The sequence below is a fragment of the Streptomyces virginiae genome (assembly GCF_041432505.1).
GTDB lineage: Bacteria > Actinomycetota > Actinomycetes > Streptomycetales > Streptomycetaceae > Streptomyces > Streptomyces virginiae_A.
The window spans coordinates 6,065,013-6,089,226 of the sequence record NZ_CP107871.1; the positions used below are offsets into that span (position 1 = coordinate 6,065,013).

Genomic DNA, 24,214 nt, shown 5'->3' on the forward strand with positions numbered 1-24,214 from the left:
GCCGAGAGAGAGAACGCCCCACATGTCCAAGCACACGCTCTCCGTCCTGGTCGAGAACACGCCCGGCATCCTCGCCCGGATCGCCGCCCTGTTCTCCCGCCGCGGGTTCAACATCGATTCCCTCGCGGTCGGCGTCACCGAGCACCCCGACATCTCCCGCATCACCATCGTCGTCAACGTCGAGGACCTCCCGCTGGAGCAGGTGACCAAGCAGCTGAACAAGCTGGTCAACGTGCTCAAGATCGTCGAGCTGGAGTCCCACAACGCCATCGAGCGTGAGCTCGTCCTGGTGAAGGTCCGCGCCGACAACGAGACCCGGTCGCAGATCGTCGAGATCGTCCAGCTGTTCCGCGCCAAGACGGTCGACGTCTCCCCGGAGGCCGTCACCATCGAGGCCACCGGCGGCTCCGACAAGCTCGGCGCGATGCTCAAGATGCTGGAGCCCTTCGGCATCAAGGAGCTCGTCCAGTCCGGCACGATCGCCATAGGGCGTGGCGGCCGGTCCATCACGGACCGCAGCCTGCGCGCGCTCGACCGCAGCGCCTGACGCGGGGCCCGAGCGCCCGGCCCGGCCGGCGGACACGCACGCCGGGACACGCTCTGCTCGCATAGCGAGACCGAGAAACTCAGATTCCGTTCCCCGCCGTACGGTGGGAGCAACACCAGCGCACCAAGGAGATATCCCAGTGGCCGAGCTGTTCTACGAGAACGACGCCGACCTGTCCATCATCCAGGGCCGCAAGGTCGCGGTCATCGGTTACGGCAGCCAGGGCCACGCCCACGCGCTGTCGCTCCGTGACTCCGGCGTCGACGTCGTCGTCGGTCTGAAGGAGGGCTCGAAGTCCAAGGCCAAGGCCGAGGAGCAGGGTCTGAAGGTCGTCCCCGTGGCGGAGGCCGCCGCCTGGGCGAACGTCATCATGATCCTCACCCCGGACCCGCTGCAGGCCGAGATCTACGAGGAGTCCATCAAGGAGCACCTCGAGGAGGGCGACGCGCTCTTCTTCGGCCACGGCTTCAACGTCCGCTACGGCTTCATCAAGCCCCCGGCCAACGTGGACGTCGCGCTCGTCGCCCCGAAGGGCCCGGGCCACCTGGTCCGCCGTCAGTACGAGGAGGGCCGCGGCGTTCCTTGCATCGCCGCCGTCGAGCAGGACTTCACCGGCTCCGCCTTCGCGCTCGCGCTCTCGTACGCGGCCGGCATCGGCGGCACCCGCGCCGGCGTCATCAAGACCACCTTCACCGAGGAGACCGAGACCGACCTGTTCGGTGAGCAGGCCGTCCTCTGCGGTGGCGCCTCCGCGCTGGTCAAGGCCGGTTTCGAGACCCTGACCGAGGCCGGCTACCAGCCGGAGATCGCGTACTTCGAGTGCCTGCACGAGCTGAAGCTCATCGTGGACCTCATGTACGAGGGTGGCCTGGAGAAGATGCGCTGGTCGGTCTCCGAGACCGCCGAGTGGGGCGACTACATCACCGGCCCGCGCGTCATCACCGACGCCACCAAGGCCGAGATGAAGAAGGTCCTCGCGGAGATCCAGAGCGGCGAGTTCGCCAACACCTGGATGGCCGAGTACAAGGCCGGTCTGCCGAAGTACAACGAGTACAAGAAGGCCGACGAGGAGCACCTGCTGGAGACCACCGGCAAGAAGCTGCGCAAGCTGATGAGCTGGGTCGACAACGACGAGAGCTGATCTCGTGACGGCGGGGCCGGGACACGCGAGTCCCGGCCCCGCCGCGCATCACCGGACGGGTATCGCACGCCGGGAATCCGGCCCCGGCGGGCGCGGCTTGTCCACCCCGGCCAACCACGGACGGGTGATCCTTCCGTACAGGCGGAAATCCGGCCCGCCGGCGCCACTACACTGCTCAACACATACGCGTCAGGCCCACAGTGTCGTGCGTCTTCCACGCGGCTACCCCCTCCACCGCCTGCGGCCGTCGGGACGGCCGTCCGCACTGGACTTGTGAGGACCCACGTGAGCTCGAAACCTGTCGTACTCATCGCCGAAGAGCTGTCGCCCGCCACCGTCGAGGCGCTGGGCCCGGACTTCGAGATCCGGCACTGCAACGGCGCGGACCGCGCCGAGCTGCTGCCCGCGATCGTCGACGTCGACGCGATCCTCGTCCGCTCCGCCACCAAGGTCGACGCCGAGGCGATCGCCGCGGCCAAGAAGCTGCGGGTCGTCGCGCGCGCCGGTGTCGGTCTGGACAACGTGGACGTCTCGTCCGCCACCAAGGCCGGCGTGATGGTCGTCAACGCGCCGACCTCGAACATCGTGACCGCGGCCGAGCTGGCCTGCGGCCTGCTCGTCGCCACCGCCCGCAACATTCCGCAGGCCAACACCGCCCTGAAGAACGGCGAGTGGAAGCGGAACAAGTACACGGGTGTCGAGCTCAGCGAGAAGACCCTCGGCGTCGTCGGCCTCGGCCGCATCGGCGTCCTGGTGGCGCAGCGCATGTCGGCCTTCGGCATGAAGATCGTCGCGTACGACCCCTACGTACAGCCCGCGCGCGCCGCCCAGATGGGCGTCAAGATGCTGACGCTGGACGAGCTCCTGGAGGTCGCCGACTTCATCACCGTGCACCTGCCCAAGACCCCCGAGACCCTCGGTCTCATCGGGGACGAGGCCCTGCACAAGGTGAAGCCGTCGGTCCGCATCGTCAACGCCGCCCGCGGCGGGATCGTCGACGAGGCCGCCCTGTACACGGCCATCAAGGAGGGCCGCGTCGCCGGCGCCGGCCTCGACGTGTACGCCAAGGAGCCCTGCACGGACTCCCCGCTCTTCGAGCTCGACCAGGTCGTCTGCACCCCGCACCTCGGCGCGTCCACGGACGAGGCCCAGGAGAAGGCCGGTGTCTCGGTCGCCAAGTCGGTGCGCCTCGCGCTCGCCGGTGAGCTCGTACCGGACGCCGTCAACGTCCAGGGAGGCGTCATCGCCGAGGACGTCCGTCCGGGCCTGCCGCTCGCCGAGAAGCTCGGCCGCATCTTCACCGCCCTCGCGGGCGAGGTCGCGGTCCGCCTCGACGTCGAGGTCTGCGGCGAGATCACCCAGCACGACGTCAAGGTGCTGGAACTCTCCGCCCTCAAGGGTGTCTTCGAGGACGTCGTCGACGAGACGGTCTCCTACGTCAACGCCCCGCTGTTCGCGCAGGAGCGCGGCGTCGAGGTGCGGCTGACCACCAGCTCGGAGTCCCCGGACCACCGCAACGTGGTCACCGTGCGCGGCACCCTGTCGGACGGTCAGGAGGTCTCGGTCTCCGGCACGCTCGCGGGCCCGAAGCACCTTCAGAAGATCGTCGGCATCGGCGAGTACGACGTGGACCTGGCGCTCGCCGACCACATGGTGGTCCTGCGCTACACCGACCGCCCCGGCGTCGTCGGTACCGTCGGCCGCGTGCTCGGCGAGGGCGGTCTGAACATCGCGGGCATGCAGGTCGCCCGTGCCGAGGCGCACGGTGAGGCGCTCGCCGTCCTCACCGTCGACGCCGCCGTTCCGGCGGACGTCCTCGCGGACATCGCCTCCGAGATCGGCGCCGTCTCGGCGCGCACGGTCAGCCTCGCCTGATCCCGCCAGGGTGACGACGTGAAGGAAGGGCCCGGGGGAGACCCCGGGCCCTTCCGCGTTCCCTCGGCCGCGTCCGGCGGTGGGCGGTTCAGTTGTACGACGCCTCGCGCGGGCGGTCTCCGGCACGGGCGGCGGGCTCCGCCGCGGGCGGAGCGGGCGCTTCGATCCCCCGCATCAGAGCCGCGGCGAGCAAGGCCGCCCCGAGCAGCAGCGCCGTACCGCCCCAGGCCGCGTACTGCATTCCGTGGACGAAGGCCTCCCGGGCCATGGTCAGTACCTGCTCCCCGGCCGGCCCGCCGATGTGGTGGGCGGTGGCGACGGCCCCGCCCAGGGTCTCCTGCACGGCGGGCTCGGAGCCGGCCAGGTCGTGGCGGTAGACCGCGGTACCCAGGCTGCCGAGCACCGCCATGCCCAGGGCACCGCCGAACTCCGTCCCGGTCTCCAGCAGCGAGGCGGCGGAACCGGCCTTCTCGGCGGGGGCCGAGGCCAGCGCCATGTCGGACACCAGGGACAGCACGGTGACGATGCCCGAGGCCAGCACCCCGGCGCCGGTGAGGATCAGCCACAGGGAGTCGGTGTCCACCAGGCTGATCAGGACGAACCCGGTGGCGGCGAGGAGGAACCCGCCGGCGATCACGTAGGCCCGGTCCACCTTCCGGGCGAGCGCGGCGGAGACCGGGGCCGCGGCGCCGATGACGACCGAGGGGGCCAGGCTCCACAGGGCGGCTTCCAGGGTGCCCATGCCGAGCACCGACTGCAGGTACTGGGTGGTGAAGTAGGCCGAACCCATCATGGCGAAGGCGGCGAGGGTGTTGAGGCCGATGCCGGCCCCGAAACCGCGGCCCGCGAACAGCGCCCGGCTCACCATGGCGTCCTCACGGGAGCGCTGGCGGCGGACGAAGGCGTACCCGAAGGCCAGTCCGACGACGAGGCAGCCCACGTAGAGCGGTTCGAAGCCCTCGGCGGCGATCTCCTTCAGTCCGTAGACGACCGGCAGCACGGCGGCCATGGACAGCGGGACGCTCAGCAGGTCGAAGCGGCCGGGGGCCGGGTCCTTGAACTCCGGTACCAGGAGCGGGACCAGGAGCAGCAGGAGCAGCATCGCGGGCACGTTGATGAGGAAGACGGAGCCCCACCAGAAGTGGTTCAGCATCACCCCGCTGAGCACCGAGCCGAGGGCGATGCCGCCGGTCATGGCCCCGGACCAGATGGCGATGGCCTGCCCGCGCTGCTTGTCGTCCTGGAAGAGGTTCCGGACGAGGGCCAGCGTGGAGGGCATCAGGGTGGCGCCGCCGATGCCGAGCAGCACGCGGGCCGCGATGAGCATCTCGGCACTGGTGGCGTAACCGGCGCCGATCGAGGCGAGGCCGAAGGCGGTCGCGCCGATCAGCAGCAGCTTGCGGCGGCCGATCCGGTCACCCAGCGAGCCCATCGTGATCAGCAGGCCGGAGAGGGCGAACGCGTAGCTGTCGAAGATCCAGAGCTGCTGGGTGGAGCTCGGGTCGAGCTGGTCGGTGATGGCCGGGACGGCGAAGTACAGGACGGAGACGTCCATCGAGACCAGGAGCAGGGGCAGCAGGAGGACGGTGAAGGCGGTCCATTCGCGGCGGCCGGCACGGCGCGCTGTGGCAGCTGGGGTTGTCATGAGCAGGAATATACATACGTCTTAAACGCTTGTCTATGACGACTGTCTAGAACTGTCGTCTAGGACACCTGTCTTGCTACCGTGTGGCCATGGGACATCGCGAAGATCTGCTCGAAGGTGCCAAGAAGTGCCTGGTCGAGAAGGGGTTCGTGCGCACGACCGCGCGCGACATCGTCAGCGCCTCGGGGACCAACCTGGCCTCCATCGGCTACCACTACGGCTCGAAGGACGCCCTGCTCACCCAGGCCTTCATCGGCCTGATGGAGGAGTGGGGCGCGGTCTTCCAGGACGGGCTCGACGGCGACGGCGGATCGCTGGAGCGCTTCCGCGCCCTGTGGGAAGGCGTGCTGGCGCAGCACGAGAAGTCCGGCCCGGTCTGGGCGGCAAGCCTGGAGGTGGCGCTCGGCCGGGACCAGCGGCCGGAGCTGAGGTCCATGCTCGCGGCCTCGCAGGCCGACGGGCGCCGGGGGCTGATCTCCATGCTCACCGGGACCCCGGAGGACCGGCTCGACGAGCGGGACGTGCGCACGCTGGGCGCCTTCTACCAGGCGCTGTTGAACGGCCTGATGATCCAGTGGCTCTTCGACCCGGAGTCGGCCGCGACCGCGGAGGAGTTCACCGAGGGCATGCGGCGCGCGGCTGAGGCGATGATCCGTCCCTGATCCGTCCCGGATCCGGACGTGCCCCCCGGCCTGATCGAACCGGACGTCCCCCGAAGGGTGTTGCCGGGAGGTCGCGCCCTACGCCAGGCGCGCGGCCTTGAGGGCCATGTGGAGCAGCAGGCGGTCCTCGCCCTCGTCCAGGTCGAGGCCGGTCAACTGCTCCACCCGGGCCAGCCGGTAGTAGAGGGTCTGGCGGTGGATGCCCAACGCGGCGGCCGCGCGGCCCGCTTGGCCCGCGCAATCCAGGAAGACCTCGGCCGTACGGGCGAGTTCGCGGTTGGTCGGGGCCAACAAGGTGCGCGCCGCAGGGTCGTCCACCGGGTCGGCGGCGAGCGTCGCCAGCATCCGGTACGGGCCGATCGCCGACCACTGGGCGACCGGGCCGAACCGGGGCTGGGCCGCCGCCGCCCGGGCGGCCGCGACGGCCTGCTCCCAGGCGGCCGGCAGGTCCGCGAGTCCCCGCACGGGGTCGGCGACGCCGGCGGTCACCCCCCGAGCCGTGGCCGTGGCCGTGGTGACGGCGGCGGCCCCGGCGCTCCCGCCCGAAGCCTTGCCGCCCGAGGTCTTCCCCCCTGTGGCCTGGCCGGTAGCGCCGCCCGACCCCGTCGCCTGTGCCGCGCGCGGCAGCAGCCGGGTCACCGCCGCCAGGGCCGGAGCCAGCGCGTCCGTCGAGCGCAGCCGGAGCAGTACCGCCAGAGCCGGGTCGCCCGCGGCTTCCCGCCCGGGCCCCGCTCCCGTACCCGCACCCGGACCGGCGGCGCCGCCCGGCTCGCCCCCGCCCCGCCGCGGTACCACGCACACCGCCGCCGCGCCCGGTACGGACGCCGGAGCCTCCCCGGGCCACGGCGTCACACAGACCGCCGCGTGCAGTCCGTCCCCGCCCGGGCCGAGGGCGGCCCGCAGGGCGGCCACCGCCATGTCCTGCTGCCAGCCCCGGCCGGCTGTGAGCACCGCCAGGAACTCCCGGGACAGGTCGGCCCCGGCCTTCGCCTCCTCGGCGAGCAGCACCCCGATGCGCTGGGCCACCTCCATGGCCGCGTCCAGCGCCGCCGGCTCGGGTCCGGGCTTGCCGGGCTCCTGGTCGAGCAGCCATACGTAGCCCTGCACGATGCCGCGGTACCGCACCGGCAGGCAGATCCGGCCGCGGAACACCCCGGCGTCGGGCGCCGCCGGGATCCGGACGGGCCCGGTGGCACGGGCGATGCCGAAGGCCTCGAACCAGGACCGGACGTCCGCCGTGGACTGCCGCGTCAGGATCGAGCGGGTCCGTACCGGGTCCATCGCGAGATCGTCGTCGCTGTCGTGGGCACCGAAGGCGATCAGGCGGAAGTCCCGGTTCTCCAGGGTCGCCGGGGCGCCGAGCAGCGCGGAGATCTCGTCCACCAGGTCCTGGTAATCGCCCTTCACGCGGATATTCTCCCACCCCGACGCGGACCCTTCAGACAGATGTATGAGATCCGGGACACGGATGCGTGACAGCTGTCGATGGCAGAGGATCAAAGCGATCCTTAGGTTTCACGGTGGTTTCACTTGCGCTTTTCTTTCTGCCACCCGCTGGAGGTGCCCCGTGCTGGGTCCCGTGATCCTCGCCGCTTCGCGCAGCGACAAGATGCGTCGTATCGTCTCCGCCGCCCCGGTGACCAAGCCCGTGGTGAATCGGTTCATCCCCGGCGAGACCGTCGATCAGGTCATCCCGATCGTCGAGGAGCTCACGCGGGCCGGCCTCGAGGTCACCCTCGACGTCGTCGGCGAGGACATCACCGAGGTGGCGCAGTCCCACGCCGCCCGGGACGCCTACCTCCAGCTCATCGAACGCCTCGCGGAGCTCGGCCTCGGCGAGAAGGCCGAGATGTCCGTCAAGCTGTCGATGTTCGGCCAGGCCCTGGAGGGCGGCCACGAGCTGGCGCTCGCCAACGTCCGCCCGGTCGTCGAGGCCGCCGCCGCCATCGGCACCACCGTGACGTTGGACGCCGAGGACCACACCACCCTCGACTCGATGTTCGCCATCCACGAGGAGCTGCGCCGCGACTTCCCGCAGACCGGCTGCGTGATCCAGGCGTACCTCTTCCGCACGGAGGCCGACGCCCGCCGCCTGGCCGCCGCCGGCAGCCGCGTCCGCATCGTGAAGGGCGCCTACAAGGAGCCCGCCGAGGTCGCGTACCTGGACAAGGCGGAGATCGACAAGGCGTACGTCCGGATCCTGAAGATCCTCATGGACGGCGAGGGCTACCCGATGATCGGGTCCCACGACCCCCGCCTCATCGCCATCGGCCAGGAGCTCGCCCGCAAGGCCGGGCGCAAGCTGGACGAGTACGAGTTCCAGATGCTGTACGGCATCCGCAGCGAGGAGCACCTGCGGCTGGCCGCCGAGGGCCACCGGATGCGTGTCTACACCGCGTACGGCACGGACTGGTACGGCTACTTCATGCGACGCCTCGCGGAGAAGCCGGCCAACCTGCTCTTCTTCGTCCGCTCGATGATCACCAAGAACTAGGCACCCCACTAGCTCAAGGAGTTACCAGCCCCATGGATGCTGTGACCCAGGTCCCCGCGCCGGTCAACGAGCCGGTCCACTCGTACGCCCCCGGCACCCCGGAGCGCACGCGGCTCGAAGCGCAGCTCAAGCTGCTGTCCGAGAACCCGATCGAACTTCCGATGACGATCAACGGCGTCAAGCGGATGGGTGGCGGTGAGCGCTTCGACGTGGTCCAGCCGCACGACCACAAGTCGGTGCTCGGCACCTACGCCAACGCCACCGAGGCCGACGCGCAGGAGGCCATCGACGCCGCCCTCGCCGCCGCCCCGGCCTGGCGCTCGATGTCCTTCGACGACCGCGCCGCGATCATCCTGCGCGCCGCCGAGCTGCTGTCCGGCCCGTGGCGCGAGAAGCTCGCCGCCTCGACCATGCTGGGCCAGTCGAAGACCGCGCAGCAGGCCGAGATCGACACCCCGTGCGAGCTCGTCGACTTCTGGCGCTTCAACGTCCACTTCGCCCGCCAGATCCGGGCCGAGCAGCCGGTCGCGAACTCCGCCGGCGTGTGGAACCGCAGCGACCACCGCCCGCTCGAAGGCTTCGTCTACGCGATCACGCCGTTCAACTTCACGGCCATCGCCGGCAACCTGCCGACCGCCCCCGCCCTCATGGGCAACGTGGTCCTGTGGAAGCCGTCCCCGACGCAGACCCACTCCGCGATCCTCCTCATGGAGCTCCTGGAGGAGGCCGGCCTGCCCAAGGGCGTCATCAACCTGGTGACCGGCGACGGCATCGCCGTCTCCGAGGTGGCCCTGAACCACCCCGAGCTGGCCGGCATCCACTTCACCGGCTCGACCAAGACCTTCCAGTACCTGTGGAAGACGGTCGGCAACAACATCGAGAAGTACAAGTCCTACCCGCGCCTGGTCGGTGAGACCGGTGGCAAGGACTTCGTCGTCGCGCACCCGTCCGCGGACCGCGCCGTCCTGAAGACCGCCCTGACCCGCGGCTCCTTCGAGTTCCAGGGCCAGAAGTGCTCGGCGTCCTCGCGCGCCTACGTCCCGGCCTCGATCTGGAACGACGGCTTCAAGGAGGCCTTCGCGGCCGAGGTCGACGGCATCACCATGGGTGACGTCCGCGACCTGACCAACTTCATCGGCGCCGTCATCGACGAGCGGTCCTTCGCGAAGAACAAGGCCGCGATCGACCGTGCGATCGCCGACCCGACCTGCGAGATCATCGCCGGTGGCACGTACGACGACGCGGAGGGCTACTTCGTCCGCCCGACCGTCATCGCGTGCACCGACCCGGAGAACGAGGTCTTCACGACCGAGTACTTCGGCCCGATCCTCGCCGTGCACGTCTACGAGGACGCCGATTTCGACGCGATGCTGGCCCAGATGGAGTCCGTCTCGGCGTACGCCCTGACCGGCTCGATCATCGCCGCCGACCGTTACGCGGCCGCGGACGCGATGGAGAAGCTCCGCTTCGCGGCGGGCAACTTCTACATCAACGACAAGTCCACCGGCGCCGTCGTCGGCCAGCAGCCCTTCGGTGGTGGCCGCGCCTCGGGTACCAACGACAAGGCGGGCGCCGCGTCGAACCTGATGCGCTGGACCTCCACCCGCTCGATCAAGGAGACGCTGGTCGCGCCGACCGACTACGCGTACCCCCACATGGGCTGATCGAGCCCTGCCAGGCCTCCGCCCCCGTTCCGGTACCCCCAAGTCCGGAGCGGGGGCGGTATCCATTTCCCCCACCGGCAACTCCTTCTAGCCTGAACGAAGTTGTCGTGTACGGCGACCAGCTCCGCTACCCGGTCCCGGTGACCCGGGGGAGCCAAGGGCTCTGACGAGTTCCCGTACGGGGTGGGACAGACCGCTGGGAGATACGCAACCTCTACGCGCCCGTACCGGGACCGGCGCCCGGGGAGACGTATGTCCAGGCGTACAGACAACCACCACCGTGCCGCGACCATCTGCCGCGCGGCCACCGGACTTCCGCACCGCACCTGCCTCGGCTGGGCCGAAGCGGGGCTGATCGACCACCGCCGACCGGTCCCGGACGCCGAGGACGAAGAGCAGCGCCTCCTCGAGTCCCTTCTGGTGGCCGAGCTGGCCGACGGGCTCCGGGAGGGCGACCTTCGCGACGGGGCCCTCTTCGGCTTCACCTCCGCCCGGCCGGCCCGGGCCGGCCTGTCCCTCGCACTGCACCCGGCCATGGCGGACCGGGTCCTCGCCACCGTCCTGCCGCGTATCGACCAGTACTACGGCGGACTCCGTGGAGTGCCGGGCCTACGCATCGTCCCGACGGGGCGCAGCTGGGCACTGATCCACCTGCCGGGCCGGGCCGCCGTCCACCTGGTGCACCCCGACCCGGACTGGCGCCCGGTGCTGCCGGAGCACGGCGACGGGCTGACGCAGTTGTGGCGGCGCAACCGACACCGCCCGCACCCCGCCGAGGCGGCTGACCTGCGGGAGCGTGGAGGCGTCGCGGCCGATCCCGGGTCGGACGCGGCCCAGGACTGGCTGAACAGCAGGCTCCTGCGGCGGCCACGAATGCTGGGCGCTGCCGGAGCCGTGCACGGATCGGCGAACGTCTACACCCACGGCGGCGGGGACATGGTCGTCGAGTGGTGCTGCGGCGTGGAACGCGACGAACTCGAACGGCGATTGCGCCGCAGTGGTCTGGCGCGGCGGCCGGACCGGATCGCCGAACGGCTGCGGGACCAGCCCTGGTTCCCTGGTGAGATCGCGATGGGCGGAGCCTTCGTCACCCTGCGGCGTGGGCCCTGCTACGCCCCCCACCCCACGGCGCGGAGGGCCCACTGATGCTGACCACGGTGATGGTGACGGCGGCCGTGCTCGGGGTCGCCAAGGTGGTGCGGGACTGGTTGATCCTGCGGCAGGTGCGGGCCGCCATGGACGCCGGCAGTGCGGAGGACCGGGTGCGGATCGGGATGCGGCTCGCCGAGGCCCTCGGGGGCGGGCCGGCCGCCGAGGCTGCGGGGCAGGTTCCGGAGCAGCCCGGCGGCGAGGTGGTCAGACCTCGACCATGACCTGGTCCAGGGACTTGCGCAGGAGGTCCGGGACCTCGCAGCCGTCCGCCGGGTAGCCCACCGGGACGACCGCGAAGGCCTTCTCGTTCTCCGGGCGGCCCAGGACATGGCTGAGGAAGCGCATCGGGCTGGGCGTGTGGATCAGCGCCGCCAGCCCGGACAGGTGCAGGGCGGACAGGAGCATGCCGACCGCGATGCCGACCGACTCGTCGACGTAGTAGTGCTTGCGCTTCGTACCGTCCGGGCCGAGCCAGTAGCGCTGCTGGAAGACCACGATCAGCGCCGGGGCGTCCGTGAGGTGGGTCTTCACGGCGTCCGTGCCGATGGGACGCAGGGCGGCGAGCCATTCGTCGCCCAGCCTGCCGTCGTAGGACAGCTGCTCCTCCTGCTCGGCGGCGGCCCGGATCTGCTGCCGGACGGCGGGGTCCTTGACCAGGACGAAGGTCCACGGCTGCTGGTGCGCCCCGGAAGGGGCGGTCGCGGCGCAGGCGATGGCGTCCCGGACCACCTGCTCGGGCACCGGGTCGGGGGAGAAGTGGCGTACGGTCCGCCGCTCCTCCATCCGGGCCCGCAATCCGGCGGCGCGCGCGAGGGATTCCTGGTGCGGCATCCGCTCGGGACGGTAGGCGACCGGACGGTAGGGATCACCGTGGGTGGGCGTCCACCGCCCGGTCTCAGGGGCTGTCCCGGAGCTGGTCCCGGGTGTGGTCTCAGGCGACATGGAGCAGATCATCACGCCGCCGTGCGACCCGCCGCCAGAGCCGTACGCGGATCTCCCGCACGATATGCGCGGACTCGGGCGGTTTCGGAGGTGGTGATCACCGGTCGATTCCGCGTGCGGAACACCCTCCTCCACCGGGGTGACCCGGGGCCGGTAAACCCCGTTCCGGCGGCCGCCCGCGGACACCGGGTGCGGGTGGACCACCGCGCCTGCACCAGCCGTACGCACCTTCGGCGGGCTGGGCGGCGAGGCCGTGGCCGCGGTGGACCACTGGGCCCGTACCGCCCCGCCGGCCCGGTACGCGCCCACCCCGGTCGGCCGTGCGAGCCACGGACGGCCCGGTCGGGCGGCACTCCGGGTTTCGAACCCCTCGGCTGTTTCCGGCCTTTCCCGGCCGTCCCCGGGCCGCCGGCGCGCGTTGGTACGGTCGCCCGATGGAGAACCTCGTACGGCACACGGCGGAGCTGACCGGTACGGAGCTCCGCGAGATCCGGACCCTGCTCGACGGGGCCTTCGACGGTGACTTCGCCGACGAGGACTTCGAGCACGCCCTCGGCGGGATGCACGTGCTGGTCCGGGACGCGGGCGGTGACCTCGTCGCGCACGGCAGCGTCGTCATGCGGCGGGTCGTGCACCACGGGCGGGCCCTGCGCACCGGGTACGTGGAGGCCGTGGCCGTACGGGCCGACGCGCGCCGCCGCGGCCTCGGCGGGCAGGTCATGGCCCGGCTGGAGCAGGTGATCGGCCGGGCGTACGTGCTCGGGGCGCTGTCGGCGTCGCAGGACGGGGCGGCGCTGTACCTGGGCCGCGGCTGGCAGGTGTGGGGCGGGCGGATCGGCGCGCTCTCGCCGGACGGGCCCGTCCCGCTCCCGGAGGAGGAGGGGTCCACGTACGTGTGGGCGCCGCCCGGCGGGATCCGACTGGACCCGGCCGGGCGGCTCGACTTCGACTGGCGGGACGGGGACGTGCTCTGAGAGGTGCCCAGGCCCTGTCCAGGGCAGGCACCTGGCGTGTCCCGGGTGGGTCCGGCTACGAGCCCGAGACGCTGGGCGCGCCCGTCTCGATGTGGCCCGTGCAGCGGCGCGACCAGGTGCCGTCGGAGTCGGCGAGGATCGTGAAGTCGTACCAACCCTTGCTGTAGGCCACGGCGTTGAAGTAGTCCTCGCGCGAGGAGTTCGCCGGGACCGTGTACGTCCACGGGCCGTCCGTGCGGTAGGCGTTCGCGCGGATCGTGAAGGTGACAGGGGCGCCGGAGGAGTTCTTCATCTTGAAGTAGACCGCCGGCTTGCCGGTGCCCGGCTCGACCGCGAAGCGGGCCGCCACCTCGATGTCCTTGCCCGGCTTCGACGCGTCGCCGATGAAGCGCCGCAGGAAGCGGTTCGGTCCGTGCATCGAGATGTCGTACTTGCCCGAGCCGTGCCCGAGTCCGATGTGGAAGTAGTCGCCGGCGGTGCCGCCCGGGTCGACGGTGTACTGCCAGGGCGTCGTGTCCCGGTGCTGGTGCGGGTGGATCGAGAAGTGCGCCGCCCGCTTCGCCTCGGCGCCCTGGTTGGTCATCGAGAACCAGGCCGTGATCTGACCGGCCGGCCCGAACTCGAAGCGGTCCAGATTGCCGTTCACCTGGTACGGCAGCGCCCGCGCGGGGCGGGTGCCGGGCTCCTGCGCCGGGAGGGCGTTGTCCTGCGGCGCCGGGTTGGGGAGCGGGGCGCAGGTCGCCTGGCCGATCACCTTGGCGGTGGACGGCAGGCCGGCGGGGTACCCGTGGACCGGGTGCGCGAAGTCGAAGACACCGGTCAGGTCGCCGACCACCTTGCGGCGCCAGTCGCTGATGTTCGGACAGGTGGCGGGGGTGCCGAGGGCGGCCGTCCACTTCTCCATGAACCGCAGCACCGAGGTGTGGTCGAAGACCTCCGAGCTCACCCAGCCGCCGCGGGTCCACGGCGACATCACGATCATCGGGACGCGGAAGCCGAGTCCGATCGGGATGCCGTCGAGGTACTCGCCGGGCGTGCCGGGCGGGGCGACCGGCGGCGGCACGTGGTCGAAGAACCCGTCGTTCTCGTCGTAGTTGAGGAAGAGCACCGTGGAGTCGAAGACCTCGGGGTCGGCGGCCAGGGCGCGGTGGACCAGGTCCACGAAGTGGGCGCCGTCCCCGGGCGGGGCGTAGGGATGCTCCGAGAAGGCCTCGCTCGCCACCACCCAGGACACCTGGGGGAGGGTGCCCGCCACCACGTCGGCGCGGATCGCGGCCGCGATGTCGTCCGGGGTGGAGCCGGTGACCTTGGGAACCGAGCCCATGCCCCGGTCCCGCAACGGATCGCCGGGGGCGGCGTCCGTGAACCTCTTGAAGTAGGCGAGCCCGTTGTCCCCGTAGTTGTCCTGGGCGTTCTGGTAGACCTTCCAGCTCACGCCGGCCCGCTGGAGGGCCTCCGCGTACGTCTCCCAGGTCAGCCCGGACTCCTCGCCGCCGTCCTTGCTGGTGGCGTCGATCCTGCCGCTCCACAGGAAGGTGCGGTTCGGGCCGGTCGCGCTGAGGGCGGAGCAGAAGTACGCGTCGCAGATCGTGTAGGTGTCGGCGAGGGCGTAGTGGAAGGGGATGTCCCCCCGGTCCAGATGGCCCAGGGTGCGGGCGTTGCCCACGCCGGTGACCCAACTGTCCAGCCGGCCCTTGTTCCAGGCGGCGTGCTGCGAGGCCCAACTGTGCGGGAGGTCACCGGTGCACTGGGCCAGCGTCCTGCCGTCGACGCCGCCCGCCGGCGGGGTGGCGGACAGCTTCCACGGGTACCGGCGGCCGACCCAGTCGGGCTGGTTGAACATGCCCCAGCCGCCCGGGAGATTGCCGGCGGCGCGGTCACCGAACCCGCGGACACCCTTCAACGTGCCGAAGTAGTGGTCGAAGCTGCGGTTCTCCTGCATGAGGATCACCACGTGCTTCACATCGGTGATGGTGCCGGTCGCGGCGGCCGCCGTCGTCGATGTGACCACGGGCAGGGTGGCGCCCGCCACGAGCCCGGCGCCGATTCCCACGAAACCTCTGCGGCTGATCGGTGTCACTGGCCTCTCGCCTCCCACTCAAGTGCCCCGTCGGCACATCGACGGAAAGAGTGGCGGCGCCGGGTTCAAAGGTCTACATCCGTGCGGTAAGAAATCGGTGAACTTAAGGGTGGCCGGAATCAGGCGCCGATCCGGACCAGCATCTTGCCCAGATTGGCCCCGCGGAGCATGCCCAGGAAGGCCTCCACCGTGCCCTCGAATCCCTGGACAACGGTGGTGTCGGTACCGACCCTGCCGCTGCGCAGATGAGGGACGAGGAAATCCTCCAACTCGTCCTGCAGATTGGTGTGATTGCGAACCAATACCCCTTCCAGGCGGAGGGACTTGTGGACGACCTCGAAGAGGTTGCGGGGCGCGGCCGGCGAGCGGTCCCCGTGGTACGTCGAGATCGCGCCGACCCAGGCGACCCGCCCGTACTCGCGCAGCGAGTCGATCGCCCCTTCCAGGTGGTCCCCGCCGACGTTGTCCACGTAGACGTCGATGCCGTCCGGGGCGGCCTGCGCGAGCTGCTCGCCGACCGGGCCGTCGTGGTAGTCGAAGGCCGCGTCGAAGCCCAACGTGCCGGTGAGGTGGCGGACCTTGGCCGCCGAACCCGCGCTGCCGATGATCCGCCGGGCGCCGAGCAGTCGGGCGATGTGGCCGGTGGCCGTGCCGACCCCGCCCGCGGCGGCGGAGACGAAGAGGTCCTCGCCGCTGCGCAGGGCCGCCGTCCGGGTCAGGGCGGCGTAGGCGGTGAGTCCGGTGCCGCCGAGGATGGAGAGGTAGGCCTCCAGCGGGACGCCGTCGTGGCCGCGCAGCTTGCGCGTCCCGTCCACGCCGAGGGTGACCAGTGCGTGGGTCCGCCAGCCCGCGCGATGGAAGACCAGGTCGCCCTCGCGCAGTCCCGGGTTGCGGGAGGCGAGCACCCGGCCCACCGAGCGGCCCTCCAGCGGGGTGTTCAGCTCGAAGCCGCCCTCCCCGCCGTCCATCATGCCCCGGTGGTACGGGTCCACCGAGAGCAGGAGGTTCTCGACGAGCGCGGTGCCGGGACCCGGCCGCGGGACCGGGGAGGAGACGTAGGTGAAGTCCGCGGCGGTGGGGAAGCCGGTGGGGCGGGCGATCTGGTGGACGGCGTGAGCGGTGTTCGTGGTCATGGGCCCGACGCTAGGAAGGAATGGGCGGCCCGGGCAGAGGGTTTGGTTCATGGAACGCGCACATCCATGAACGTCGCTCATACAACGAGGTGAGAGCCCCCGTGCCCGACCTGCTGCCCCAGGAACTGCGGATCCTGGTCGCCGTCGCCGACAGCGGCGGCTTCTCCGCCGCCGCGGCCGCGCTCGGCCTCACCCAGTCGGCCGTCTCGCACGCGGTGCGCGGCAGCGAGACCAAGGTCGGCGCGGTGCTCTTCGAGCGCGGCCGGGGCGGGGCCACACCCACCCCGGCGGGGGAGCGGGCCGTCGCCCTCGCCCGCCGGATCCTGCGGATGTACGAGGTCCTCGGCGCGGAGGTCCGGGGAGCGGGCCGTGGCGCGGTGGAAGGGGTGCTGCGGATCGCCGCGTTCCGCAGCGCGGCCCTGCACCTGCTGCCGCCCGCGCTGGAACGGCTCACGGCCCGGCACCCGGGCATCCGCCCCGAGGTCCGCGTGGTGCGCGAGATCGGCGCCGGCACGGCCGGCGAGGTGGCGGCGGGCCGCGCCGACCTGGGCATCGCCACCCTGGGCGGCTCGCAGGACGTGGCCCCCGGCCTGCTGACCGGGGTGCTCACGCAGGAGGCGTACCGGCTGGTCCACCCGGCCGGGCACCCGGACCCGAAGGGTCTGCCGCTGATGGACTGGGACGAGAACTGCGGCTCCTACACCCGCTCCTGGTGGCGGGCCCAGGACTGGATCCCGCGGGCGACGGTCAAGGCGGAGGACGACGCCATGGTGCTGACGATGGTCGGCCGCGGGCTCGGTATGGCGATCATGCCCGAGCTGTCCCTGAGGGAGGCGACGGAGGCGGTGGACATCACCGATCTGGGCCCCGCGGGGCCGGTGAGACAGGTGGGATACGTCACTACGGCGGAAGCGGCCTCAACTCTCGCCGTACGGGCTCTGATCAGGGAACTTCGCTCCGAGAAGGGCTGAAACGGACCCATTGGGCGAGGCTTTCCGGGGGAGTGCGCGTCTCAGATAGTAGGAAGCCCGAGTAATTGCCGAGACATACAACCGGACCTGGCCTAGCTTTGTAGAAGCCGAACGTCTCGCCGATCAGGCGAATGGCGGTCGAGAGCGCGCGCCCCTGGCAGGCAACCCCTGCGGCGCATCGCTCCCCGCCTCTTCCGGCGCCTTGAAGGAACCCCTCATCCGTGGCCCCGCCACGCCGTGATCTCAAGGAGTCGATCACCATGACCGCTTCCACCGCCACCCGCCGCGTCCGCCACAGCTCCGCCTCGGCCGACGACCGCAAGAATGCCGCCGCCGCCCTCCAGCGCGCCCTCGACCGCCGTGACAACGGCGGGTCGACCGGCCACTGACCTGCGCCGCCCGAGACATTCCGCGTCCCCATTCGTCCACATAGTGGACGCGGAATGTCTGAGGGCTGGGACACGGAGTACGGTTCCGTCATGTCGACCAGCATCAATCTCGCAGTGATCCCCGGTGATGGCATCGGCCAGGAAGTCGTGGCTCAGGGACTCAAGGTCCTTACCGCGGTCCTGCCCCAGGATGTGAAGCTGGAGACCAAGCAATACGATCTCGGAGCCCAGCGCTGGCACCGCACCGGTGAGACCCTCCCGGAGGCGGAGCTCGAAGAGCTCAAGCACCACGACGCGATCCTGCTCGGCGCCATCGGCGACCCGTCGGTCCCCTCCGGCGTGCTGGAGCGCGGTCTGCTGCTGAAGCTCCGCTTCGCCTTCGACCACTTCATCAACCTGCGCCCGTCGAAGCTGTTCCCGAACACGGCCACCCCGCTCGCCGGCCGCCCGGAGATCGACTTCGTCGTGGTCCGCGAGGGCACCGAGGGTCCGTACACCGGCAACGGCGGCAGCCTGCGCACCGGCACCCCCGCCGAGGTGGCCACCGAGGTCAGCGTCAACACCGCGTACGGCGTCGAGCGCGTCGTCCGTGACGCCTACGAGCGGGCGAACGCCCGTCCCCGCAAGAAGCTGACGCTGGTCCACAAGAACAACGTCCTCGTGTACGCGGGCCACATGTGGAAGAACATCTTCGACAAGGTCGGCCAGGAGTACCCCGAGGTCACCACCGACTACCTGCACGTCGACGCTGCGACGATCTTCTTCGTCACGCAGCCCGAGCGCTTCGACGTCATCGTCACGGACAACCTCTTCGGTGACATCCTCACCGACCTGGCCGCCGCCGTGACCGGCGGAATCGGCCTCGCCGCCTCCGGGAACATCAACCCGACCGGCGCCTTCCCGTCCATGTTCGAGCCCGTCCACGGCTCGGCCCCGGACATCGCCGGCACCGGCAAGGCCGACCCGACCGCGACGATCCTCTCGGTCGCCCTCCTGCTGCGTCACCTGGGCTACGAGGCCCAGGCCGTCCGCATCGAGGACGCGGTCTCCGCCGACCTCGCGGAGCGTGACGGAACCTTCCGCTCCACCGACGCGATCGGCGACGCCCTCGCCGCTCGAGTAGCCGGCTGACCCGGCAGCTCCACCTCAGGAAGCCGCCGGGTCACAATGGGACCCGGCGGCTTCTCCTGTGCGGCCTCGGGTGCCACCATCTCCCTGGGCCGCTCTCCCCGCTTCTCCGAAGCCTGCCCGCGCGCGATAATCGAACGCGAGGCCGCGGAATGCGGGGAAGCTCGGACGTCCTAGTACGCCGTGAGCGCGGTCCGCCATACACAACCGGTGAAGGACAAGCACTCATGACGACGCCCACGATCGAGCTCAAGCCCTCCTCGAACCCGCTGTCCGATGCGGAGCGCGAGGCGATCCTGGCCAGCCCCGGCTTCGGCCGCCACTTCACCGACCACATGGTGACGATCAAGTGGACCGAGGGTCGCGGCTGGCACGATGCCGAGCTGGTCCCGTACGCGCCGCTCGCGATCGACCCGGCGAACATGACGCTGCACTACGCGCAGACGATCTTCGAGGGCCTCAAGGCCTACCGCCAGCCCGACGGCACCGTGGCCACCTTCCGCCCCGAGGCCAACGCCGCGCGCTTCCAGTCCTCCGCGCGCCGCATGGCCATGCCGGAGCTGCCGACCGAGCTCTTCATCGAGGCCTGCGACGCGCTGATCAAGCAGGACCGTGCCTGGGTGCCGGACTCCGGCGAAGCCTCGCTCTACCTGCGGCCGTTCATGTTCGCCTCCGAGGTCGGCCTCGGCGTCCGCCCGGCGAACGAGTTCCTCTTCATCGTCATCGCCTCGCCCGCCGGCGCGTACTTCCCCGGTGGCGTCAAGCCCGTCTCCGTCTGGCTCTCCGAGGACTACGTCCGCGCGGTCAAGGGCGGCACCGGTGCCGCGAAGACCGGCGGCAACTACGCGGCCTCGCTGGTCGCGCAGGCCCAGGCGGCCTCCCACGGCTGCGACCAGGTGGTCTGGCTCGACGCCGTCGAGCACCGCTGGATCGAGGAGATGGGCGGCATGAACCTGTACTTCGTGTACGGCGACCGCATCGTCACCCCGGAGCTCACCGGCTCGCTCCTTCCCGGCATCACCCGCGACTCCCTCCTCACCATCGCCCGCGACCTCGGCTACACCGCCGAGGAGGGCCGCCTGACCACCGAGGACTGGCAGCGCGACAACGAGAACGGCACCCTCACCGAGGTGTTCGCCTGCGGTACCGCGGCCGTCATCACCCCGGTCGGCTCGGTCAAGTCCGAGCGCGCCAACTGGATCCAGGGCGACGGCGAGCCGGGCCAGGTCACCATGCGCCTGCGCAAGGCGCTGCTGGAGCTCCAGACCGGCCACAGCGCCGACACCCACGGCTGGATGCACCCCCTGGGCTAGTCCCCGCACGTGCCATGCGACAGGCCCGCACCCCGGATGTCCCGGGGTGCGGGCCTGTTGCGTACGTACGGAGGTGCTCAGGCGTTCGCCGGCTCCTCGGCGGCGACCGCGGGGGCCGGGGCGGGGGAGCGGCGGGCGGTGAGCGCGGTGTACACGAGCCCACCGGTCAGGCCGGACAGGACGAAGGAGCAGTCCACGCCGCCGGTGAGGGCGAGCAGCGGGCCCTCGTAGAAGGGGGTGGTCACGGCGAGCAGGCCGACGCCGGCGCCGATCGCCCAGGAGACGGTGGCGGCGATGTTCCAGCCGGAGCGGAACCAGTAGATCCCGCCCACCGAGCGGCGGTTGAAGACCTGGAGCGCGTCGGCGTCGTAGCGCCCGCGGCAGCGCACGTACCCGATGAGCGTGATCACGGCCCACGGGGTGCCGATCGCGGTCAGCACCAGCACGAACGAGGTCATCGCCGACTGCACGTCCCACTCGAAGGAACCGATGAAGACGAAGGCGGTGGCGACGGCCGCGGCGACCAGGGTGGCCGTGGTCCGGGTGGCCTTGGGCACGATGGCGTCGAGGTCGAGGCCCATCGAGTAGAGCATCAGCCCGGCGTTGCCCACGGAACCGGCCGCGGCGGCGGCGAGCAGCGGGATCAGGTACCAGAAGGGTGAGGCCGCCACCAGCGGGCCGGCGTACTCGGCGCCGGCCCGGGCCGCGAGCGCCGTGTAGGTGCCGAACAGCTGCGGGATCAACAGGCCGAAGAGCAGCCCGAAGCCGGTGGCCCAGAGGACCTTGCGGGAGCTGTGCCGGCGCGGGGAGATGTAGCGGGTGTAGTCGCCGAGCAGGGTGATGAAGGCGACCGGGCCGCTGAGTCCGGCGGCGACGGCGGCGAGGATCCAGGTCGGCCAGAAGGAGCCGAGCAGGTACGCGGTCTCCGGCGGGGCGGAGGTGGTGAAGTCCCCGGAGTAGGCGAAGACGCCGATGGCCAGCAGTACCACCATCCCGATGGCCAGGATCTTGCTAATGCGCAGCAGCAGCCGGTAGCCGAAGACGGCCGCGACGACGGTACACGCGGCGAGTACGCCGTACATCACGCCGCGCGTGGCCCCGGTGTCCGGCAGTCCGGTGAGCCGCGAGAGGACGCCCACCATCACGTCGCCGCCGATCCACAGGGTCAGCGCGGTGTAGCCGAGCGAGAGCAGCAGGCCCACCACCGAGCCCACGAGCCGGCCGCGTACGCCGAACTGTGCGCCGCTGGAGGTCGAGAGGTTGGTCGCGGTGCGCAGGGAGGCGAGTGCCAGCGGCGCGGTGAAGGCGATACCGACGAGCGTGCCGGTCACGATGGCGGTGACCGAGGGCCACAGGCCCAGTCCGAAGGACGGGGGCAGCCAGCCGAAGACGATCACACCGAGGCAGAGGTTGGAGCCGAGAAGGATCGAGATCAGGTCACGGGGACCGCTCGTCCGCTCGTCCTCGGGGATGGTGTCGACTCCGCGCTGTTCGATGGGCATGGGGGACTCCCTTGGCAGGGCGGGGGGTGGTTGCGCTTTGTTTGAGCGACATTCAATGTGACCCAGGGCGTGCCCCCAGGTCAATGATTCCCTGCAAGGAAATGAAGAGTTAGAGTGATGCTCTAACCCATCGACTCAAGAGGTGGTGGATCGGCGTGCGGCTGACCCCTACGGAGCGCGACCGGCTGCTGCTCCGCAGCGCTGCGGAGCTGGCCAGGGCCCGGCGGGCCCGTGGCCTGAAACTGAATGTCCCGGAGGCCACCGCGCTGATCGCGGACACGGCCTGCGAGGCGGCGCGCGACGGCAAGCGGCTCGCGGAGGCCATCGAGGAGGCCCGCAGTGTGCTGGGTCCCGACGATGTCCTGCCGGGCGTCGCCGACGTGGTCGCCGAGGTCCACGTGGAGGCCGTCTTCGACGACGGATCCCGCCTCGCGGTGATCCCGTCCCCCATCCAGGGCGCGGTCCCGCTGGGCGACGACGCCCCGGGCGCGGTCGTCCCCGGCCCCGGCGCCCCCCAGCCCGAGCCCGTCCTGCACCTGCACGTGCGCAACACGGCCGCCGTTCCGGTGAGCGTGACCTCGCACTTCCACTTCTTCGAGGCGAACCCGCGGCTCGACTTCGACCGGGCCGCCGCCTACGGCATGCGGCTGTGCGTGCCCGCGGGCTCGTCCGTCCGGTTCGACCCCCACGGCGAGGGCGAGGTCGGCCTCGTCCCCATCGGCGGCGACCGGATCGCGATCGGCTTCGCGGGGCTGGTCGACGGGCCCCTGGACGCACCCGGCGCCAAGGACGAGGCCCTGCGACGCGCGGCGGCCTGCGGCTACCTCGGCGTCACCGCCGAACACCAGGACGGAGACCCGGCATGAGCAAGAAGACCCCGCACAGTGATCACTGTGCGCCGGGCGGCCGGCACATCGATCCGCACGAGTACGCGTCCGTGTTCGGCCCGCGGGCCGGGGATCGGGTGAGGCTGGGTGACTCCGGGCTCACCGTCCGGGTGGAGCACGACGCGCAGCGGCCGGGCGACGAGTTCCTGGCCGGTTTCGGGAAGACGGCCCGGGACGGCCTGCACCTGAAGGCCGCCGCCGTCCGTGAGACGTGTGATGTGGTGATCAGCAATGTGCTGGTGATCGACGCCGTCCTCGGTATCCGCAAGGTGTCGATCGGTATCCGTGAGGGGCGGATCCACGCGATCGGTCGGGCCGGTAATCCCGACACCCTCGACGGGGTCGACGTGGTCGTCGGCACCGGCACGACGATCGTGTCGGGCGAGGGCCTGATCGCGACCGCCGGAGCCGTGGACACCCACGTCCACCTGCTCTCCCCGCGCATCATGGAAGCCTCGCTCGCCGCGGGCGTCACCACGATCATCGGCCAGGAGTTCGGCCCCGTCTGGGGCGTCGGCGTCAACTCCCCGTGGGCGCTGAAGCACGCCTTCAACGCCTTCGACGCCTGGCCCGTCAACATCGGCTTCCTCGCCCGCGGCTCCTCCTCCGACGCCGCCCCGCTGGTCGAGGCCCTCACCGAGGGCGGCGCGTCCGGCTTCAAGGTGCACGAGGACATGGGCGCGCACACCCGCGCCCTGGACACGGCGTTGCGGGTGGCCGAGGAGCACGACGTGCAGGTGGCTCTGCACAGTGACGGTCTGAACGAGTGCCTGTCGGTGGAGGACACCTTGCGGGTGTTGGAGGGGCGGACCATCCACGCCTTCCACATCGAGGGTTGCGGTGGTGGGCACGTCCCGAACGTGTTGAAGATGGCGGGCGTGCCGAACGTCATCGGCTCCTCCACCAATCCCACGCTGCCGTTCGGGCGGGACGCGGTCGCCGAGCACTACGGGATGATCGTCTCCGTCCACGACCTCAAGCCCGACCTGCCCGGCGACGCCGCGATGGCCCGGGACCGGATCCGCGCCGGGACCATGGGCGCCGAGGACGTCCTGCACGACCTGGGCGCGATCGGCATCACCTCCTCCGACGCCCAGGGCATGGGCCGCGCCGGCGAGACGATCCGCCGCACCTTCGCCATGGCCGCCAAGATGAAGGGCGAACTCGGCCCGATGGACGGCGACGGCGAGGGCGACGACAACGCCCGCGTCCTGCGCTACATCGCCAAGCTCACCATCAACCCCGCCATCGCCCACGGACTCGCCCACGAGATCGGCTCCATCGAAGTCGGCAAACTCGCCGACATCGTCCTGTGGCGCCCCCCGTTCTTCGGCGCCAAGCCCCAACTCGTCCTCAAGTCCGGCTTCCCCGCCTACGGCGTCACCGGCGACCCCAACGCAGCCACCGACACCTGCGAACCACTCGTCCTCGGCCCGCAGTTCGGCTCGTACGGAGCCACGGCCGCCGACATCTCCGTCGCCTTCGTCTCCGCCGCGGCCGCGGCCCTCGGCAGCGACGAGATGCCGACCCGCCGGCGCCGCGTGGCCGTCCGCGGCACCCGGGGGATCGGCCCGAAGGACCTGCTGCTCAACTCCCGGGTGGGCGCGGTCGATGTGGACGCGCGCAGCGGACTGGTCTCCCTCGACGGGGAACCGCTGCGCTCCGAAGCCGCCGAATCGGTCTCCCTCAACCGCCTGTACTTCCTGTAAGTCAGC

General features: G+C 71.0%; 21 protein-coding genes. 15 read left to right on the forward strand and 6 right to left on the reverse strand.

The window, feature by feature from the left end; translation table 11 throughout:
• Positions 1 to 22 precede the first annotated feature (22 nt).
• The 3 genes from ilvN to serA all read left to right on the forward strand — a co-directional run bounded on the left by ilvN (position 23) and on the right by serA (position 3,563).
• Positions 23 to 547 (forward strand): acetolactate synthase small subunit, encoded by a 525-nt coding sequence (gene ilvN, locus OG624_RS28370; RefSeq protein WP_030010002.1) that lies wholly within the window; start codon positions 23 to 25, stop codon positions 545 to 547.
• A 139-nt stretch (positions 548 to 686) separates the two neighbouring features.
• On the forward strand, positions 687 to 1,688 hold the full coding sequence (gene ilvC, locus OG624_RS28375; RefSeq protein ID WP_030763764.1) for a ketol-acid reductoisomerase: 1,002 nt from the start codon (positions 687 to 689) through the stop codon (positions 1,686 to 1,688).
• A gap of 285 nt (positions 1,689 to 1,973) precedes the next feature.
• Positions 1,974 to 3,563, forward strand: a complete 1,590-nt coding sequence (serA, locus tag OG624_RS28380; protein WP_161289230.1) for a phosphoglycerate dehydrogenase — start codon at positions 1,974 to 1,976, stop codon at positions 3,561 to 3,563.
• 88 nt (positions 3,564 to 3,651) lie between these two features.
• On the opposite strand, the gene OG624_RS28385 is transcribed toward serA, so the two are convergent.
• Positions 3,652 to 5,208 carry an MFS transporter gene (locus tag OG624_RS28385; RefSeq protein WP_371639956.1) on the reverse strand — a complete coding sequence of 519 codons (1,557 nt, stop codon included), beginning with the start codon at positions 5,206 to 5,208 and terminating at the stop codon, positions 3,652 to 3,654.
• 89 nt (positions 5,209 to 5,297) lie between these two features.
• On the opposite strand from OG624_RS28385, the gene OG624_RS28390 reads away from it, so the two are divergent.
• Entirely contained in the window at positions 5,298 to 5,870 is a 573-nt protein-coding gene (locus OG624_RS28390) for a TetR/AcrR family transcriptional regulator (RefSeq protein WP_033224590.1), read from the forward strand.
• Between the two features lie 78 nt (positions 5,871 to 5,948).
• Here OG624_RS28390 and OG624_RS28395 read toward each other — a convergent pair whose 3' ends face one another.
• Positions 5,949 to 7,277 (reverse strand): PucR family transcriptional regulator, encoded by a 1,329-nt coding sequence (locus tag OG624_RS28395; protein ID WP_033224591.1) that lies wholly within the window; start codon positions 7,275 to 7,277, stop codon positions 5,949 to 5,951.
• Positions 7,278 to 7,437: 160 nt separating this feature from the next.
• Here OG624_RS28395 and OG624_RS28400 point away from each other — a divergent pair, with 160 nt between their 5' ends.
• The 4 genes from OG624_RS28400 to OG624_RS28415 all read left to right on the forward strand — a co-directional run bounded on the left by OG624_RS28400 (position 7,438) and on the right by OG624_RS28415 (position 11,401).
• Positions 7,438 to 8,364: a proline dehydrogenase family protein gene (locus OG624_RS28400; protein ID WP_030763750.1), complete on the forward strand. Its 927-nt coding sequence runs from the start codon at positions 7,438 to 7,440 to the stop codon at positions 8,362 to 8,364.
• A 32-nt stretch (positions 8,365 to 8,396) separates the two neighbouring features.
• The gene (gene pruA, locus OG624_RS28405) at positions 8,397 to 10,028 is read left to right on the forward strand and encodes an L-glutamate gamma-semialdehyde dehydrogenase (protein WP_033224594.1); all 1,632 of its coding nucleotides are present in this window, start codon (positions 8,397 to 8,399) and stop codon (positions 10,026 to 10,028) included.
• Positions 10,029 to 10,280: 252 nt separating this feature from the next.
• Positions 10,281 to 11,174, forward strand: a complete 894-nt coding sequence (locus OG624_RS28410; protein ID WP_371639957.1) for a hypothetical protein — start codon at positions 10,281 to 10,283, stop codon at positions 11,172 to 11,174.
• Positions 11,174 to 11,401, forward strand: a complete 228-nt coding sequence (locus OG624_RS28415) for a hypothetical protein (RefSeq protein ID WP_326749032.1) — start codon at positions 11,174 to 11,176, stop codon at positions 11,399 to 11,401. Before OG624_RS28410 ends, OG624_RS28415 begins: the two co-directional genes overlap by 1 nt.
• Here OG624_RS28415 and OG624_RS28420 read toward each other — a convergent pair.
• Complete coding sequence (locus OG624_RS28420) at positions 11,385 to 12,122, reverse strand: nitroreductase family protein (RefSeq protein WP_051763683.1); 738 nt, start codon at positions 12,120 to 12,122, stop codon at positions 11,385 to 11,387. The two genes, OG624_RS28415 and OG624_RS28420, sit on opposite strands and share 17 nt — an antisense overlap.
• 434 nt (positions 12,123 to 12,556) lie before the next feature.
• On the opposite strand from OG624_RS28420, the gene OG624_RS28425 reads away from it, so the two are divergent.
• Entirely contained in the window at positions 12,557 to 13,096 is a 540-nt protein-coding gene (locus OG624_RS28425) for a GNAT family N-acetyltransferase (protein ID WP_161289244.1), read from the forward strand.
• 55 nt (positions 13,097 to 13,151) lie between these two features.
• Here the strand turns inward: OG624_RS28425 and OG624_RS28430 are convergent, their stop codons facing one another.
• Together OG624_RS28430 and OG624_RS28435 are read right to left on the reverse strand one after the other, a co-directional pair.
• A complete protein-coding gene (locus OG624_RS28430) occupies positions 13,152 to 15,176 on the reverse strand; it encodes a phosphocholine-specific phospholipase C (protein ID WP_033224598.1) in 2,025 nt (674 codons plus the stop codon).
• Positions 15,177 to 15,295: 119 nt separating this feature from the next.
• Positions 15,296 to 16,309, reverse strand: coding sequence for an NADP-dependent oxidoreductase (locus tag OG624_RS28435; protein WP_033224599.1), 1,014 nt, complete (start codon positions 16,307 to 16,309; stop codon positions 15,296 to 15,298).
• 101 nt (positions 16,310 to 16,410) lie between these two features.
• Between OG624_RS28435 and OG624_RS28440 the strand changes: the two genes are divergently transcribed.
• The 4 genes from OG624_RS28440 (at position 16,411) to OG624_RS28455 (ending at position 20,110) form a co-directional block, all read left to right on the forward strand.
• On the forward strand, positions 16,411 to 17,280 hold the full coding sequence (locus OG624_RS28440) for a LysR family transcriptional regulator (protein ID WP_051763684.1): 870 nt from the start codon (positions 16,411 to 16,413) through the stop codon (positions 17,278 to 17,280).
• Positions 17,281 to 17,540: 260 nt separating this feature from the next.
• Positions 17,541 to 17,669 (forward strand): hypothetical protein, encoded by a 129-nt coding sequence (locus tag OG624_RS28445; RefSeq protein WP_257789859.1) that lies wholly within the window; start codon positions 17,541 to 17,543, stop codon positions 17,667 to 17,669.
• Positions 17,670 to 17,759: 90 nt separating this feature from the next.
• Complete coding sequence (locus OG624_RS28450; RefSeq protein ID WP_033224643.1) at positions 17,760 to 18,800, forward strand: 3-isopropylmalate dehydrogenase; 1,041 nt, start codon at positions 17,760 to 17,762, stop codon at positions 18,798 to 18,800.
• Positions 18,801 to 19,024: 224 nt separating this feature from the next.
• Positions 19,025 to 20,110 carry a branched-chain amino acid aminotransferase gene (locus OG624_RS28455; RefSeq protein ID WP_030725522.1) on the forward strand — a complete coding sequence of 362 codons (1,086 nt, stop codon included), beginning with the start codon at positions 19,025 to 19,027 and terminating at the stop codon, positions 20,108 to 20,110.
• A gap of 77 nt (positions 20,111 to 20,187) precedes the next feature.
• Here the strand turns inward: OG624_RS28455 and OG624_RS28460 are convergent, their stop codons facing one another.
• Entirely contained in the window at positions 20,188 to 21,612 is a 1,425-nt protein-coding gene (locus OG624_RS28460; protein ID WP_371639958.1) for a cytosine permease, read from the reverse strand.
• Between the two features lie 155 nt (positions 21,613 to 21,767).
• On the opposite strand from OG624_RS28460, the gene ureA reads away from it, so the two are divergent.
• Both ureA and OG624_RS28470 read left to right on the forward strand, forming a co-directional pair.
• Positions 21,768 to 22,478, forward strand: a complete 711-nt coding sequence (gene ureA / locus OG624_RS28465) for an urease subunit gamma (RefSeq protein WP_371639959.1) — start codon at positions 21,768 to 21,770, stop codon at positions 22,476 to 22,478.
• Positions 22,475 to 24,208, forward strand: coding sequence for an urease subunit alpha (locus OG624_RS28470; protein ID WP_371593531.1), 1,734 nt, complete (start codon positions 22,475 to 22,477; stop codon positions 24,206 to 24,208). Before ureA ends, OG624_RS28470 begins: the two co-directional genes overlap by 4 nt.
• The last annotated feature ends 6 nt before the right edge of the window (positions 24,209 to 24,214 follow it).